Below are 16,778 nucleotides of genomic sequence, written 5' to 3'. Positions count from 1 at the left end.
ATGGAGACGAGACATGTTTGAGTGGATGGCATGGACGCTGCCCGTCGCCATATTTTTCTGCAGCATCGTGCTGATGCTCGTGGGCATGACGGTGTGGGAACTCAAGTCCCCCACCACCTTGCGCCGCGGCTGGCTGCCGATGGAGACGACGCGTGGCGACCGCTTGTTCATCGGGCTGCTGAGTGCGGCGTATGTGAATCTGGCCTTCGTGGCCGTCAGCGAAAAGATGGTGACCTGGTTCGGCCTGGAGCAGGAGCCTTCAATCTGGATCAGCTTCGTGGTCTCGATGCTCTTGCTGGCGCTGATCATGCGCAAGGGCTGAGGACTAAGAGCTGCAGCAACGACTTTTGAAAATTTGGAAAAGGCAGTCGGCCACCCCTTCCCAGCCGACAGTCCATGTGATGCGAGGGAAGCACCTGAGGAGACATACATGAAATTGCGCTTGAAAACCGTGGCCTTTGCCGCCGCTGCTTTGGCTCTGGGCCAAAGCGCGTGGGCCGGGGAGGCTGAAGCCAAGAAGTGGATCGACAACGAGTTCCAGCCTTCGACGCTGTCGAAGGACCAGCAAACTGCCGAGATGAAGTGGTTCATCGACGCGGCCAAGAAGCTGCAGGCCAAGGGCGTGAAGGAGATCTCGGTGGTGTCCGAGACCATCACGACGCACGAGTACGAATCGAAGACGCTGGCGAAGGCCTTCGAGGAGATCACCGGCATCAAGGTCAAGCACGACCTGATCCAGGAAGGCGACGTGGTCGAGAAGCTGCAGACCTCCATGCAGTCGGGCAAGTCGATCTATGACGGCTGGATCAGCGACTCCGACCTGATCGGTACGCACTACCGCTACGGCAAGATCATGAACCTGACCGACTACATGGCCGGCAAGGGCAAGGAGTGGACGAACCCCGGCCTGGACCTCAAGGACTTCATCGGCACCAGCTTCACCACGGCACCCGACAAGAAGCTCTACCAGTTGCCCGACCAGCAGTTCGCCAACCTGTACTGGTTTCGTGCCGACCTGTTCGCGCGCCCCGACCTGAAGGAAAAGTTCAAGGCCAAGTACGGCTATGACCTGGGCGTGCCACTGAACTGGAGCGCGTACGAAGACATCGCCGCGTTCTTCAGCGAAGACGTGAAGACGATCGACGGCAAGCCCATCTACGGGCACATGGACTACGGCAAGAAAGACCCGTCGCTCGGCTGGCGCTTCACCGATGCCTGGCTGTCGATGGCCGGCTCCGCCGACATCGGCATCCCGAACGGCATGCCGGTCGACGAGTGGGGCATCCGTGTCTCGCCGGACGGCTGCACGCCGCTGGGCGCCTCGGTCTCGCGCGGTGGTGCCACCAACTCGCCGGCCGCCGTCTACGCACTGACCAAGTACGTCGACTGGATGAAGAAGTACGCGCCGAAAGAAGCCACCGGCATGACCTTCGGCGAAGCCGGCCCCGTGCCCGCCCAAGGCCAGATCGCGCAGCAGATCTTCTGGTACACCGCCTTCACCGCCGACATGAACAAGCCGGGCCTGCCGGTCGTGAATGCCGACGGCACGCCGAAGTGGCGCATGGCGCCCGGCCCGAACGGTCCGTACTGGAAGCAAGGCATGCAGAACGGCTACCAGGACGTGGGCTCGTGGACCTTCTTCGAAGGGCATGACGCCAACAAGGTGGCAGCCGCCTGGCTGTACGCCCAGTTCGTGACGGCCAAGACCACCTCGCTGAAGAAGACGATCGTGGGCCTGACGCCGATCCGCGAGTCCGACATCCAGAGCAAGGCGATGACGGACCTGGCTCCCAAGCTCGGCGGCCTGGTCGAGTTCTATCGCAGCCCGGCACGGGTGGCGTGGACACCGACCGGCACCAACGTGCCCGACTACCCGAAGCTCGCGCAGCTGTGGTGGAAGAACGTGGCCGTGGCCGTGACGGGTGAGAAGACGCCGCAGCAGGCCATGGACAACCTCGCCGAAGAGATGGACCAGGTGATGTCCCGCCTCGAACGCGCTGGCATGGCCCGTTGCGCGCCGAAGCTGAACCCCAAGGGCGACCCCAACAAGTACCTGAGCGACAAGGGTGCCCCATGGAAGAAGCTGGCGAACGAAAAGCCGAAGGGCGAGACCATCGCCTACGACACGCTGCTGAATGCGTGGAAGGCCGGCAAGGTTCGCTGAAGATCCAGATCTGAAATCTTCCTGACCAGAAGCGAGCGCGCCGGACTGCCTTGGTGCAGCGGCCGCTCTTTCATGCCCTCGGTGCGACAGTGCCGAGGGCATTTTTGTTGTCGCGCTTGGTGCGGCGTGCGCCGAGAACGCTTCGTGCTGGGACGCCATCGGCCGCAAAAAACGGCTTGAGACTTGCTTAGTGCCTCGTGCAGGGTTCCAATGGCACCGCCGGTCGATGCCGACTGCGCAACAGCCAACGCGAGGACGCACCGATGAAGAAGAAACTTCCCCCGGCCCTCTGGATCCTGATCGCCATGGTGGTCGGCATCATCCTCGGCTACATGGTGTTCACGAGCTTTCCCGACAAGAAAGCCGCCGCGCAGATCGCGGGTTACGTGTCCATCGTCTCCGATGTGTTCCTGCGGCTCATCAAGATGCTGATCGGCCCGCTGGTGTTCTCGACACTCGTCGTCGGCATCGCGCACATGGGCGACGCGGCCTCGGTGGGCCGCGTGTTCGGCAAGGCGCTCGGGTGGTTCGTCACCGCCTCGCTGGTGTCGTTGATCCTCGGGCTCGTCATGGCCAACCTGCTGGAGCCGGGCAAGAACCTCGGTCTGCCGCTCCCCGACATCGGCGCCTCGGCCAACCTGGCCACCAGCAAGTTCACGTTGAAAGACTTCGTCAGCCACCTGGTGCCGAAGTCGTTTGCCGAGGCCATGGCCAACAACGAGATCCTGCAGATCGTCGTGTTCTCGATGTTCTTCGGCGTGGCGCTCTCGTCGCTCGGCGACAAGGCCAAGACGCTGGTCGCCGCGATCGACGAGCTGTCTCATGCCATGCTCAAGATCACCGGCTATGTGATGAAGCTGGCGCCGCTCGCGGTGATGGCCGCGATGGCGGCCACCGTCGCCGTCAACGGCCTCGAGATCCTGCTGAAGTTCGCGGTGTTCATGGGCGACTTCTACATCGGCCTGATCCTGCTCTGGGCCGTGCTGGTCGGCGCGGGCTTCCTCTTCCTCGGGCCGCGCGTGTTCAAGCTGCTGGTGCTGATCAAGGAGGCGTTCCTGCTGTCGTTCGCGACCGCGAGCTCGGAGGCCGCGTACCCGAAGATCCTCGATGCGCTCGATCGCTTCGGGGTCAAACGCAAGATCTCAAGCTTCGTGATGCCGATGGGCTACTCGTTCAACCTCGACGGCTCGATGATGTACTGCACCTTCGCCGTGCTGTTCATCGCGCAGGCCTACGGCATCGCATTGCCGATCGGCACGCAGATCACGATGCTGCTGATCCTCATGCTCACGTCCAAGGGCATGGCCGGCGTGCCGCGTGCATCGCTGGTGGTGATTGCCGCCACGCTGAACCAGTTCAACATTCCCGAGGCCGGGCTGCTGCTGATCCTGGGTGTCGACACCTTCCTCGACATGGGGCGCTCGGCCACCAACGCGGTCGGCAACTCGATTGCCACCGCCGTGGTCGCCAAGTGGGAAGGCGAGCTGCTGCCTGAAGCCGAGGCCGAAGCGAATGCGCGCACGCTGGACACGGCCCCTGAGCCGCAACTCGGCCACGCCTGAGAACGCAGCCATGAACGCGCGGCGTTTGAATCCGAGGCTGTGGCGATGGCTGCTCGCCGGCTGCCTCCTGCTGGCCAGCGCGACGTGGGCTGCGGCGCAGGGCGAAGAGACCCCCGTGCAGCTCACCGGCACGCTGGCCAAGGTGCGCGCAAGCGGCACCATCGTGCTCGGGCACCGCGAGTCGTCGGTTCCCTTCTCCTACCTGTCAACGCGCGGCGAACCCATCGGCTACTCGGTCGACCTGTGCAAGCTGCTGGTCGATGCCATCAGCGACGAAGTGGGCCGGACCATTGCGATCAAGTGGCAGCAGGTCACGTCCGAATCACGGCTCCAAGCCGTGGCCTCAGGCCAGGTCGACATGGAATGCGGCTCGACCACCAGCAACCTCGAGCGGCAGAAGCTCGTGAGCTTCTCGCCCACCATCTTCGTGTCGGGCACCAAGCTGCTGGTGAAGAAGAACTCGTCGATCAAGTCGTTTCGCGACCTGGCGGGCAAGAAGGTCGCCGTCACCGCCGGCACCACCAACGAGAAGACGATGAAAGACCTGGCCGTCAAGTTCAAGGTCGACATGGCCATCACGGCGGCCGCCGACCATGCGGCGTCGTTCGCCTTGCTCACCAGCGGGCAAGTGGATGCGTTTGCAACCGACGACGTGCTGCTCTATGGCCTGGTTGCGCAGAACAAGCTGCAGGGCGAGTACGTCGTCACCGGTGATTTCCTGTCGTACGACCCTTATGGCGTGATGTTCCGCAAGGGCGACGCGCCGCTCACGCGGCTGGTGAACGACACCTTCCACCGCCTGGCGGAAGACCGCGAGATCGAACGCCGCTACACGCGCTGGTTCTTGCGCAAGCTGCCCAACGGCGTGAGCCTGGACCTGCCGATGAGCCCGCAGCTCGAAACCATCATCCAGACGATGGTGGCGCGCACCGAGTAGTGCGGCGCGCCTGAAGCCCACGGCGCTAGGCTGAGGTGGAACTGCGGCGCTTGGCCGCCGGCTGAGCGGGCTCCACAGACGAGGCAGCCGGCCACGCGCGCATGGCGGCGTCGACCGTCGCCATCAGGCTGTCGCGCGACATGCCGTCCTTGGCCTGCATCGACATGCCTTGGTAAATGGTGGCGTAGAAGTTGGCCAGCACACCGGCATCGGTACCGGCAGGCAACTCGCCCGCATCGATGCCACGCTGGATGCGGGCCTGCATGTTGGCGACACCCAGGGCGCGGCGCTTGGCCAGTGCGACCTGGATGTGCTCGGCCGCCACCGAACAATTGGTCGCCGCCATGACCATCATGCAGCCCAGCGGGTGGCAGCCTTGCGTCAGCTCGGTGGCAGCTTCTTCGAGCAAACGCTCTATCGAGCCGCGTGCGGTGGGCTCTTCATCCAGTGCCCTCTGCCCGAAGCCGCCCGGGCCCTTGCCATAGCGCTCGATCGCCTCGAGGAACAAGTGCTCCTTGTCGCCGAAGGCGGTGTACAGGCTGGGCGGGGTGATGCCCATCGCGCTCGTCAGGTCGCTGATGGAAGCGGCTTCGTAGCCGCGCTCCCAGAACACGTGCATCGCCTGCTCGAGGGCGGCATCGCGGTCGAACGACAGGGGGCGGCCCCGTGGCTTGGCCGGTGCTTTCGCGCAGGCCGAGGGGGTTGCCGATGTCTCTGATGTACTTTTCATAACGACCACTACGAAATTACTTGACCAACGCGCTCGGGCTGAGTACATTGTGCCATATGTCGTAGTGATCACTACGAATATTTAGTTCCCCAGTTTCATAGCGAAAAGCCTCAAACCGCGAGGCCAGCCGCTGCTTTGCCAAAAACTTTGACCCACACCCGAGGATCCACCATGTCGCAACCGAAAACCCAACCCCGCGCCCGCCGCCTCTGGGCCGCCGGCACCGCGCTGACGGCGCTGAGCGCCGTTGTCACCGCCATCTTCATGCTGCGCACCGCACCAGCCGAAGCCACCACGTCCTCGGCCCCGCAGGCCACGCCGGTGTCGGTGGCAACCGTGGTGCAAAGCGAGGTCGCGACCTGGGACGAGTTCTCCGGCCGGCTCGAAGCCGTCGAACGCGTCGACATCCGATCGCGCGTTGCCGGCACCGTACAGTCGGTGCACTTCCGCGAAGGCGCGCTGGTTTCCAAAGGTGAGCTGCTCATCACCATCGACCCGGCCCCCTACGCCGCCGAGGTGGAACGTGCCGAGGCGCAAGTCGTCGCAGCGCAAGCCCGCACCACCTACACCAAGAGCGAATACGAACGCGCCAAGCGCCTGTTCGACGAGCACGCCATCGCTCAACGCGAGTTCGACGAGCGCAACAACGCCTACCGCGAAGCAGACGCCAATCTGCGCGCCGCCCAAGCCGCCTGGCAGACCGCGCAGCTGAGCCTCGGCTACACCCAAGTGCGTGCGCCGGTCGCCGGCCGCGTCGGCAAGCTCGAGATCACCACCGGCAATCTGGTGGCCGCCGGCCCCGGCGCCCCGGTGCTGACGACACTGGTGTCGGTGAGCCCGATCTACGCGAGCTTCGATGCCGACGAGCAGATCGTCGCGCGTGCACTGCAAAGCCTGCCGAGCGGCTCCAGCGCCCGTGCGCAACTCGAGCGCATTCCGGTTCAGATGGGCACGGCCGCCACGCTCGACACACCGTTCGTCGGCCACTTGCAGCTGGTCGACAACCAGGTCGACGCGAAGAGCGGCACGGTGCGCGTGCGCGCCGTGTTCGACAACAAGGACGGCACCCTGATCCCCGGCCAATTTGCCAAGCTGCGCATGGGCCAGGTGAAGAACTCGTCGGCCCTGTTGATCAACGAGCGCGCTGTCGGTACCGACCAGAACAAAAAGTTCGTGATGGTCGTCGGGCCGGACAACACCGCCGCCTACCGCGAGATCACGCTCGGCGCGCACGTCAACGGCCTGCGCATCGTCACCACCGGCCTGAAGCCGCAGGAGCGCGTGGTCGTCAACGGGTTGCAACGTGTTCGCCCCGGTGCGCTCGTGGCACCACAGGCGGTCGACATGGACCTGAAGGCGGCCGAGGCGGCCCGTACGCCGGGCACCAAGTCCTGAGTTCCACCCACTAGATACAGGCCGTGGCGCACCTCAGTCCGATCGGGCTGAGGTATCGAAGCCCTACTCCCGCGCTCATCGTGCGCGGCTTCGATACCTCAGCCTGAGCGGGGCGGTGTGCTTGCAGGACGGCGAAAGCCAGACACAAGAAAGACCCCCATGAACTTTTCTAAATTCTTCATCGACCGGCCGATCTTCGCCGGCGTGCTCTCGCTGCTGATCTTCCTCGGCGGCCTGATCGCGGTGCGCGGGCTGCCGATCTCGGAATACCCCGACGTCGTGCCACCCTCGATCGTCGTGCGCGCACAGTACCCCGGCGCCAACCCGCAGGTGATCGCCGAAACAGTCGCCACGCCGCTCGAAGAGGCCATCAACGGCGTCGAGAACATGCTCTACATGAGCAGCCAGGCGACCACCGACGGCCTGATGACGCTGACCGTCACCTTCAAGCTCGGCACCGACCCCGACAAGGCCCAGCAGATGGTGCAGAACCGTGTCGGCCGCGCGGAGGCCCGCTTGCCTGAAGAGGTAAAGCGGCTCGGCATCGTCACCATCAAGAGCTCGGTCGACCTGACGATGGTCGTGCACTTGCTGTCGCCCAACGGCCGCTACGACATGACCTACCTGCGCAACTACGCGGTGCTCAACGTCAAAGACCGCCTGGCGCGCGTCGAAGGCGTGGGCGACGTGCTGCTGTTCGGCTCGGGTGACTACTCGATGCGCGTCTGGCTCGACCCGCAGAAGGTCGCGCAGCGCGGCCTCTCGGCGAGCGACGTGGTGGCCGCCATCCGCGGGCAGAACGTGCAGGCCGCGGCCGGCATCGTCGGTGCATCACCGGGCCTGAACGGCGTGGACGTACAACTGTCGATCAACGCCCAAGGCCGCCTGCAGAACGAAGAAGAGTTCGGGGACATCATCGTGAAGACCGGCACCGACGGTGCCGTCACGCGGCTGCGCGACATCGCCCGCCTGGAGCTCGGCGCTGCCGACTACTCGCTGCGTTCGCTGCTCGACAACAAGGATGCGGTCGCGGTGCCCGTCTTCGCGGCACCCGGCTCGAACGCCATCGCAATCAGCAACGGCGTGCGCGAGACCATGGCCGAGCTGAAGAAGTCGATGCCGGACGGCGTGACCTACGAAATCGTCTACGACCCGACGCAGTTCGTGCGTGCCTCGATCGAATCGGTGGTGCACACGCTGCTCGAAGCCATCGCGCTCGTGGTGCTGGTGGTGATCTTGTTCCTGCAGACCTGGCGCGCATCGATCATCCCGCTGCTGGCTGTGCCGGTGGCCGTGGTTGGCACCTTCGCGGTGATGCATTTGTTCGGCTTCTCGATCAACGCACTGAGCCTCTTCGGGCTGGTGCTCGCCATCGGCATCGTGGTCGACGACGCGATCGTGGTGGTCGAGAACGTGGAGCGCAACATCGAGGCGGGGCTGAGTCCGCGCGACGCCACCTACCGCGCGATGCGCGAGGTGTCGGGCCCGATCATCGCTATCGCGCTGGTGCTCGTCGCCGTGTTCGTGCCGCTGGCCTTCATCAGCGGTTTGACGGGCCAGTTCTACAAGCAGTTCTCGCTGACCATCGCGATCTCGACGGTGATCTCGGCCATCAACTCGCTGACGCTGTCGCCCGCTCTCGCCGCGCTGCTGCTCAAGGGCCACGATGCCCCCAAGGATGCGCTGACGCGCGGCATGGACCGCGTGTTCGGCGGCTTCTTCCGCGGCTTCAACCGCCTCTTCAACCGCGGTGCCAATGCCTACAGCGGTGGTGTCACCAAGGCCATCTCGCGCAAGGCGGTGATGATGGCGGTGTACCTGCTGCTTGCGGCCGCCACGGTCGGCCTGTTCAAGATCGTGCCGAGTGGTTTCGTGCCGCCGCAAGACAAGCAGTACCTGATCGGCTTCGCGCAGTTGCCCGATGGCGCAACGCTGGACCGCACTGAAGCGGTGATCCGCCGCATGGGCGACATCGCGATGAAGCAACCCGGCATCGAGCACGCGATCCAGTTCCCGGGCCTGTCGATCAACGGCTTCACCAACAGCTCCAACTCCGGCATCGTGTTCGTCTCGCTGACGCCGTTCGACCAGCGCAAGGGCGCTGACCAGAGCGCCGGCGCAATCGCGGCCCAGCTGAACCAAAAGTTCGGTGCGATCCAGGAAGCGTTCGTCGTGATGTTCCCGCCGCCGCCGGTACAGGGTCTGGGCACGACCGGTGGCTTCAAGCTGCAGCTCGAAGACCGTGGCTCGCTCGGCATCAAGGGGCTGGACGACGCGGTCAAGGCCTTCATGGCCAAGGCTTATCAAACGCCTGAACTGGCCGGCATGTTCTCGAGCTGGCAGGTCAACGTGCCGCAGCTGTATGCCGACATCGACCGCACCAAGGCGCGCCAGCTCGGTGTGCCGGTGACCGACATCTTCGACACGATGCAGATCTACCTGGGCAGCCTGTACGCGAACGACTTCAACAAGTTCGGCCGCACGTACTCCGTGCGGGTGCAGGCCGATGCGGCCTACCGCGCACGCGCCGAAGACGTCGGCGCACTGAAGGTGCGTTCCGTCAGCGGCGAGATGGTCCCGCTGTCGTCGGTGATGAAGGTCACGCCGACCTTCGGGCCCGAGCGCGCCATGCGCTACAACGGCTTTCTCACCGCCGACATCAACGGCGGCGCAGCACCCGGCTATTCGTCGGGGCAGGCGCAGGACGCGATCAAGCGCATCGCCGCCGAAACGCTGCCGGCCGGCGTGACCTACGAGTGGACCGACCTCACCTACCAGGAGATCCTGGCCGGCAACTCGGCGATCTGGATCTTCCCGATCGCGATCCTGCTGGTGTTCCTGGTGCTGGCCGCGCAGTACGAGAGCCTCACGCTGCCGCTCGCGATCTTGATGATCGTGCCGATGGGCCTGCTCGCCGCGATGACCGGCGTGTGGCTCAGCAAAGGTGACAACAACGTCTTCACGCAGATCGGATTGATGGTGCTGGTGGGGCTGAGTGCGAAGAACGCGATCCTGATCGTGGAGTTCGCACGGGAGCTGGAGTTCGCCGGCCGCACTCCGGTGCAAGCTGCCATCGAGGCGAGCCGCCTGCGCCTGCGTCCGATCCTGATGACCTCGATGGCCTTCGTGATGGGTGTGCTGCCACTGGTGCTCGCCAGCGGAGCCGGTGCCGAGATGCGCCATGCGATGGGCATTGCGGTGTTCTTCGGCATGATTGGCGTCACCGCCTTCGGCATCTTCCTCACGCCGGTGTTCTACGTGCTGCTGCGCCGCCTGACAGGCAACCGCCCGCTGAAGCAACACGGCGAAGTGCCGGACGCATCGCACGTCGAAGCGCCCATCACGACGCCCGCACACGGTGGCGGTGCCGCCCACACGCTGCGCCCGCAGCCGGGTTCGCCGATCAGCCGCCACGAATGAACAAGGACACATGACATGAACAAGAAACTCATGACGTCGACAACACGCTGGGCCCTCGCCCCGCTACTCGCCGCGCTGGTGCTCGCAGGCTGTGCGAGCGGCCCGGCCTTCGAGCCGACTGCACCACCGGCCGCACCGGCCGCGTTCAAGGGCATCGACGGCCGTTGGGCTGCGTTGCCGCCCGCCGAGGCGCAAGCCCGCGGCGAGTGGTGGAAGGCCTTCGCCGACCCGGTTCTCGACGACCTGGTGGTGCGTGCCGACCGCAACAACACCAGCATCCAGCTCGCCGGAGCGCGACTCGCACAAGCGCGGGCCCTCGTGCGTGAGACCAATGCCGATCGCATCCCGCAAGTCGGTGTGAGCGCCGGCGCGGCACGCCAGCTCGCGCCGGTCAGCGGCGGCGGCACCGGCCAGCCAGCGAATGCATTCAACGCCGGCGCCAGCGTCTCGTGGGAAACCGATCTGTTCGGCCGCATCGCCAAGGCCGGTGACGCCGCCAAGCTCGACTTCCAGGCACGCGAAGCGCTGATGCAGAGCACGCGGCTGCTCGTGCAGTCTGACGTCGCGCAAACCTACTTCGTGCTGCGCGCACTCGACGCCGAACGCGCGCTGGTGCGCCAGTCGGTCACCGCCTACCGCGACACGCTGCGCCTGACCGAGCGCCGCTACCAGGCCGGTGACGTGGGCGAGCTCGACCTCGCCCGTGTGCGCACCGAGGTGGCCTCCACCGAATCGCAGGCCCTGGCCCTCGACCGCACCCGCGCGCAGTATGAGCACGCCCTCGCCACGCTGCTCGGCGAGCTGCCGAGCGGCTTCGCGCTGGCCGAGCTGGAGTGGAACGGCGCCTTGCCGCAGATCCCCGCCGGCGTGCCCAGCACGGTGCTCGCGCGCCGACCCGACGTGGCCGCCGCGCAGCGCACCATGCAGGCCGCGCAAACGCGCGTGGGCGTCGCTCGCGCCGCATGGTTCCCCGACCTCTCGCTCACTGCCTCGGGCGGCTTCGCGTCGTCAGAGTTGAGCGATTTGTTCAAGTGGTCCGCACGTGCCTGGGGCGTGGGTGCGCTGCTGTCGCTGCCGGTGTTCGACGGTGGCCGGCGTGACGCCGGCATCCAGAACGCCACCGCGCAGTGGGACGCAGCCGCGGCCGGCTACCGCGAGCAGGTGCTCGTGGCCTTCCGCGATGTCGAAGACCAGCTCTCCGCGCTGAGCCTGCTCTCCGACCAGGCCAAGGCGCAGGCCCAGGCCGTCGAATGGGCAGGTCGCGCCACGCTGCTGTCGACCTCTCGCTACCGCAACGGCTATGTGAGCCAGTTGGAGCTGCTCGATGCACGCCGCAGCGAGCTCGCCAACCAGCGGCAAGCAGTGCAAGTGCGCTCGGCGCAGTACCAGGCCACGGTCGGCTTGATCCGCGCGCTCGGCGGCGGGTGGGAAGCGCCCGCCCGCGCGGCCTCCACCGAAACCACCCCGGGCACGAAGCCCGGCTGATCCTGCAGCAGGCCTGAAGAGGGCTTGTTTTTGGTGCCTCCGATGCGAAAGTCTCGGAGGCTTTTTTCTTGATGCGTGCATGAAACGCGATGTTGCTTTGCGCGCCGATGAAGACCCGCTATGGTGTGGCTCGCGCGGCAGCCCGCCGGCAACTCACCGGAGAAGCGGACATGACGAAGAACTGGCTCATTGCAGGCGCGCTGTGCGGGGCAGGGTTGGTGCAGGCACAGGAATCGGGGTTCAACGTGTCGGTAGGCCTCAAAGGCTGGAACACGCAGTGGGACACCTTCAGCTACGACACCAACGCCGCCGGGGAGCGGGTGGTCACGCAGTCACCGGCCCGCGACAAGTTCGTGCTGATTCCCCAGCTGAGCGTTCGCTACCGCGACTTTCTCGGCTCGGTCAGCATGTACCCGTCGACCGACCATGAGTTCATCGATGGCAGCACCGGCACGCGCAAGGAGTTCGACCTCAACCTCGGCTATTACGTCATGCCCACCGTGGCGCTCACGCTCGGCTACAAGAAGCTGCAGCAGAGGGACACGACCAACATCTACGAGTTGGCCGGCCCGGTGGCAGGCGTCAGCGCCACGGCGCCGCTCGGACGCGACTTCTCGCTGTACGGCGCATTCGGCCTCGGCCGCCTGAAGGTGACGAGCGGCAGCAACGTCATCTTCGGAGACGCCAACTACCGGCTCAGCGAGCTGGGGGTGGCCTACACCTTGGCGACACCCAGCGTCACGAAGGCGCTGACCTTCACCGCCGGCTACCGCACCCAGGTTCTCAGCACGAAAGACGCGATCGAAGGCCAGGACGGGCGCGACCTCACACAGGGCTTGACCTTGGGTTTCGTGGCCACGTTCTGATCCGCAGCCTCAGTACGCGGGCGGCACCGGAACATCGTTGTCGCCCGGGCAGCCCGCAAAGCAGAACCTGCCGCTGAACGAGCCGTAGATGAACGGCGTCTGCCGCTTGCGGAATTTCTGCAACGTCTCCTGCTCCACACCGAGCGTCACCCGCTTGAAGAATTCTTCGACGTAGATGCCGCGCGTGCCGACGTGCTGCAGGATGTGCTTGGTCAGCGGGCCGTTGCGCCCTTCTCCGTCGAAGGCAACGTCTTTCGACGCCGTGGCGTAGAGAACCATGGTGCCGGGTGGCGCGTCCTTGATCGGCTGCAGACCGTTGCTCGCACCCGCCACGTCTTCGAGCGCCCTCACGAGGACCGAGCGTGACGCCGCCGCGCCGGCGCGTGCGCGGGAAGCCTGGCGCGGGGGTGGCGAAAAGAGGTCGGCACGGCAGGCGTCGAGGATCACGAGCTGGAACTTCGTCTTCTTCTTTCCCAGCCGATCGAACAGGTCGTCGACGTCGTAGAGAGAACGCGTCGGGTTCTCGGCTGCCGATTTGATCTGCACCTGTGTCGGGATCAGGTAGTTCGTGTTGCCTGCCTGCACGCCGTGGCCCGAGTAGTAGAAGACGCCCACCGAGTTGGGCCCGAGCTGGCCAACGTACTCCTTGACGTGGGCATCGAACTCCGCGCGGTCGCGCACATTGGTGAAGCAGAGCGTCTTGAAGCCGACTCTCTCGAGCGCGGCGCACATGTCAGCGGCGTCGTTCACCGGGTTCTTCAGCGGCACGACGTTCTCGTAGGCACCGTTCCCGATCACCAGCGCGAGCTTCGGCGGGGCACCGACCGGCCCGGAAGCACAGCCCGTCAGCAGCGCGGTGCACAAGGCCGCTGTCAAACCCAGTCGCGCTATCCAGCGCGATGTCAGTCGAGGTTCGTGGCGGCGTGCCGGCCAGTCGAGCAGTACGTGTCCCATGCGGTCGGTCCGAGGCGGTGTCGGCTGCCATCATGCATGTGAACGACGGAGTGCTCAATCTGCTGCCCCGAGCGGCATGCCCATGGCTCGTCCAACGTTCTAGGGATGGCATCTGCCGCCAGCTTGCGCACCATCCGCAAGGCACCGGAACAACGCCCTGTTTCGGTCCATCTGTTGGAGCCCCCGCCATGCGTCTTCTCCTCTGTGCCGTCGTCGCACTGTCAGCGGCTGGTGCCTGGGCGCAGGTTCCATCGACCGTCACGGGCCGCAGCGTGAAGCCGCAGGTCGAAGCCGCTCAGCACGCCAGGCAGCGCACGGCCGAGCTGCCTGCCAGCGCGTACGAGCGCCCGGCCGACATCAACCGGCACCGCGCGCTGGTGTCCGACATCGACACGACGGCACAGCTGGTCGAGCGCCGCGCCAGCACTCTGAGTGCGCGCGACTTGGCACTGTCGAAGTACTACCTCGCGCAAGCGAACGACAAGGCGGAGGTGCTCTCCACCCGGTCGCTGCAGCCAATCTCGGCCGGCTCGGTCGCCGAGCTGCGCACTGCGGTGGCCCCGGTGCGGACGCTGCGAGCAAAGCTCACGTCGGGCCAGCCGCCCTTCGGCTACCGCAAGGTGGTCGTGACGGTGAAGGCGCCGGCCGGCCAGCCGGAGCCGCCGCGGCTGCGCGTGTATGTGCTGCCGAGCGGCGTGCTCGACCGGCCCGAATACTTCGGCATCGACACCATTCGCGAGTGGCTGCAGGCCTTCTCCTTCGAGGAGCCAACCAGCCCGTCGCGAGGGACGGTGCCGCAAGGCGAGATGCGCGTGTGGGTCGGCCCCGACAGGATGTACGAGGCCATGGCCAAGCGCGTGTTCGAGCGCCAGCCCATCGCGTTTGCATTGCTGCACATCGCACCCGACAACGCACCCGAGCTGGCGCTTCGGTTCAATGCGCCCGGCGACATCGTGAAACCCTGACGAAGGAGCAGACACCATGGCACGTTCATCCACCTTTGCAGAGTTGTCGGCCGTGCTCGTGTCGGCGGCCGCGGTGATCACCACGATCTTCGGCCTCTTCAACTCGGTGTTGAAGGATTTGATGCCGGTGGTGGAAGGCGCCGCGCAGGCCGTCAACGTGGTGGCCTTCGGCACGCTCGTCGTTCTGCTCGCGCTGGTGCTGGTGATCCGCGCCCGGCTGACGAAAACATCTCAGTACCTGTGGGCCGGCGTGGGTGTCGTCTGCCTCGTGGCCTCGATGTTCGTGTACCTGCGCTTCAGCGACCTGGTGCGTGACCGCGTGTACTTCTATCCGCCGGCCACGGCGCCGGGCATCGAGCAGAAACCGTACGTCAGCGCGCCGTACCACGACGCTGGAAGGAAGCGCGCAGACGGCATGGACGTGGCGACCGCTGTCAGCCAGTACGGCGGCCCCGTGTCGGTGGAGGGTCGCGAAGTGCTGTGGAGCGAAGCGGCGCAGTCGCGCGTGATCGGGCTCTTCGTTCGCTACTACATGGCACTCACGTTCCTGATGACGACCGCGCTCTTCGTGGTGGCCATCGCCGTGTGGCGCAGCCTCGGCAACACCGGCGGCAGGCGCAAACCGGTTGCGGCCGACACACCCAAGGCGCCTCCGACCGAACCGCTGTCCGGCTCGGCAGGCTGAGCCGTTCGCGGCGCGCAACGCGCCGCATTGCCCGCGAAACGTCGGGGGCTTTGCCCCTGTTTCGTTCCTGGTCTGTAACCACCCCCCGGGTTCTTCCTCATGTCGGCTGACGTCGACGCTGCTGTAATCCACATCCCAAGTGGAAACGATTCCACTTTCTCTGAATCCAGCAAGGAACGCCCTGATGGCAGCCCCCGATTCCACAGCTTCGACATCACGTCTGGCCCCACCCGCCAACTCGCGGATGGCTTCCAAAGATTTCACCTGGGGCGTGGCCACGGCGTCGTACCAGATCGAAGGCGCCATCCATGCCGACGGCCGCCTGCCGTCGATCTGGGACACCTTCTCGGCCATCCCCGGCAAGGTGCTCAACGGCGACACCGGCGAGTTTGCCTGCGACCACTACCGCCGCTGGCCGGAAGACGTCGACCTCATGGCCCAGTTGGGCGTCGACGCCTACCGCCTGTCGACCGCCTGGCCACGTGTGATGGACGAGCACGGCAAGCCCAACACCAAAGGCCTGGACTTCTACAAGCGCCTGTTCGACGGCCTCGAAGCCAAGGGCATCGAGCGCTTCGTGACCCTCTACCACTGGGACCTGCCGCAGCACCTCGAAGACCGCGGCGGCTGGCTCAACCGCGACACCGCCTACCGCTTTGCCGACTACGCCGACCTGATGAGCCGTGAGTTCAAGGGCCGCGTGAAGGCCTGGTGCACGCTGAACGAGCCGTGGTGCTCTGCCTACCTCGGCTACGGCAACGGCCACCATGCGCCGGGCCGCACCGACCCGCGCTTCGCCACGCAGGCCATGCACCACCTGTTGCTGGGCCACGGCCTGGCGCTGCAGGCGCTGGAGGCCAACGACCCCGGTGCCATGCGCGGGCTGGTGGCCAACATCGGCCGCGGCACGACCGACCGCGACACGCCGGCCGACCGCGAGGCCGCACGCCTCTACGAACTGCAGCACAACGACTGGGTGCTCGGCCCGCTGCTCAAGCGCGAGTACCCGAAGGACCTGTTCAAGCTGTGGCCCGGCACCGAGCCGCTGGTGCTGCCCGGCGACATGGACGTCATCCGCGGCAAGCTCGATTTCCTCGGCATCAACTACTACTTCCACCTCAACCTGCGCAGCGACGGCAAGCACGGCTTCGTCGACGTGCCGCTGGAAGGCGTGGAGCGCACGCAGATGGGCTGGGAAGTTCACCCGCAGGGATTGCAAGACCTGCTGGTCGATTTCAAGTCGCGCTACCCGAACCTGCCGCCGATCTACATCACCGAGAACGGCATGGCGTCCGACGACAAGGTCGTGAACGGCACCGTCGACGACGCCCAGCGCATCTCGTTCCTGAATCGCCACTTCGCGGCGATATCGGGTGCGATGGACAAGGGCGTGGACGTGCGCGGCTATTTCGTCTGGTCGCTGATCGACAACTTCGAGTGGGCCTTCGGCTACGAGCGCCGCTTCGGCATCGTGCACGTGGACTACGAGACCCAACAACGCACGCTCAAGCAGAGCGCCAAGTCATTCACCGAGTTCCTCAAGGCACGCGCCGCAGGCTGACGCGGCGCATTCATATCCATTTCAAAGAAGGGCCCAGAGCCCACCAACCGGAGA

The 16,778-nt window shown here is 65.6% G+C and carries 13 protein-coding genes; 11 read left to right on the top strand and 2 right to left on the bottom strand.

Annotated features, from left to right (window positions below; all coding sequences use genetic code 11):
* The first annotated feature begins 13 nt into the window (after positions 1-13).
* From AC1DYS_RS20190 to AC1DYS_RS20175, 4 genes are all read left to right on the top strand, one after another.
* The gene (locus tag AC1DYS_RS20190; RefSeq protein ID WP_477902416.1) at positions 14-322 is read left to right on the top strand and encodes a DUF2160 domain-containing protein; all 309 of its coding nucleotides are present in this window, start codon (positions 14-16) and stop codon (positions 320-322) included.
* Between the two features lie 108 nt (positions 323-430).
* A complete protein-coding gene (locus tag AC1DYS_RS20185) occupies positions 431-2,164 on the top strand; it encodes an ABC transporter substrate-binding protein (RefSeq protein WP_047488192.1) in 1,734 nt (577 codons plus the stop codon).
* 263 nt (positions 2,165-2,427) lie between these two features.
* Positions 2,428-3,726: a dicarboxylate/amino acid:cation symporter gene (locus AC1DYS_RS20180; RefSeq protein WP_477902414.1), complete on the top strand. Its 1,299-nt coding sequence runs from the start codon at positions 2,428-2,430 to the stop codon at positions 3,724-3,726.
* A 10-nt stretch (positions 3,727-3,736) separates the two neighbouring features.
* The gene (locus tag AC1DYS_RS20175; RefSeq protein ID WP_477902411.1) at positions 3,737-4,663 is read left to right on the top strand and encodes an amino acid ABC transporter substrate-binding protein; all 927 of its coding nucleotides are present in this window, start codon (positions 3,737-3,739) and stop codon (positions 4,661-4,663) included.
* Between the two features lie 25 nt (positions 4,664-4,688).
* Here the strand turns inward: AC1DYS_RS20175 and AC1DYS_RS20170 are convergent, their stop codons facing one another.
* Positions 4,689-5,393 carry a TetR/AcrR family transcriptional regulator gene (locus AC1DYS_RS20170; protein ID WP_477902409.1) on the bottom strand — a complete coding sequence of 235 codons (705 nt, stop codon included), beginning with the start codon at positions 5,391-5,393 and terminating at the stop codon, positions 4,689-4,691.
* Between the two features lie 171 nt (positions 5,394-5,564).
* Here AC1DYS_RS20170 and AC1DYS_RS20165 point away from each other — a divergent pair, with 171 nt between their 5' ends.
* From AC1DYS_RS20165 to AC1DYS_RS20150, 4 genes are all read left to right on the top strand, one after another.
* On the top strand, positions 5,565-6,788 hold the full coding sequence (locus AC1DYS_RS20165; RefSeq protein WP_477902407.1) for an efflux RND transporter periplasmic adaptor subunit: 1,224 nt from the start codon (positions 5,565-5,567) through the stop codon (positions 6,786-6,788).
* A 159-nt stretch (positions 6,789-6,947) separates the two neighbouring features.
* Complete coding sequence (locus AC1DYS_RS20160) at positions 6,948-10,208, top strand: efflux RND transporter permease subunit (protein ID WP_477902405.1); 3,261 nt, start codon at positions 6,948-6,950, stop codon at positions 10,206-10,208.
* Between the two features lie 15 nt (positions 10,209-10,223).
* Positions 10,224-11,693, top strand: coding sequence for an efflux transporter outer membrane subunit (locus tag AC1DYS_RS20155; RefSeq protein ID WP_477902403.1), 1,470 nt, complete (start codon positions 10,224-10,226; stop codon positions 11,691-11,693).
* Positions 11,694-11,863: 170 nt separating this feature from the next.
* Positions 11,864-12,559, top strand: coding sequence for a hypothetical protein (locus AC1DYS_RS20150; protein WP_477902401.1), 696 nt, complete (start codon positions 11,864-11,866; stop codon positions 12,557-12,559).
* A 9-nt stretch (positions 12,560-12,568) separates the two neighbouring features.
* Here AC1DYS_RS20150 and AC1DYS_RS20145 read toward each other — a convergent pair whose 3' ends face one another.
* Positions 12,569-13,513: a caspase family protein gene (locus AC1DYS_RS20145; RefSeq protein WP_477902399.1), complete on the bottom strand. Its 945-nt coding sequence runs from the start codon at positions 13,511-13,513 to the stop codon at positions 12,569-12,571.
* 188 nt (positions 13,514-13,701) lie between these two features.
* On the opposite strand from AC1DYS_RS20145, the gene AC1DYS_RS20140 reads away from it, so the two are divergent.
* The 3 genes from AC1DYS_RS20140 (at position 13,702) to AC1DYS_RS20130 (ending at position 16,724) form a co-directional block, all read left to right on the top strand.
* Complete coding sequence (locus AC1DYS_RS20140) at positions 13,702-14,478, top strand: hypothetical protein (protein WP_477902397.1); 777 nt, start codon at positions 13,702-13,704, stop codon at positions 14,476-14,478.
* A gap of 16 nt (positions 14,479-14,494) precedes the next feature.
* Positions 14,495-15,163, top strand: coding sequence for a hypothetical protein (locus AC1DYS_RS20135; RefSeq protein WP_477902395.1), 669 nt, complete (start codon positions 14,495-14,497; stop codon positions 15,161-15,163).
* A 184-nt stretch (positions 15,164-15,347) separates the two neighbouring features.
* Positions 15,348-16,724, top strand: a complete 1,377-nt coding sequence (locus AC1DYS_RS20130) for a GH1 family beta-glucosidase (protein ID WP_477902393.1) — start codon at positions 15,348-15,350, stop codon at positions 16,722-16,724.
* Positions 16,725-16,778 lie beyond the last annotated feature (54 nt).

Source organism: Rhizobacter sp. P2_G4 (assembly GCF_056403575.1).
The sequence above is the reverse complement of the archived record's forward strand: the minus strand, read 5'-3'. Positions and strand labels throughout refer to the sequence as shown.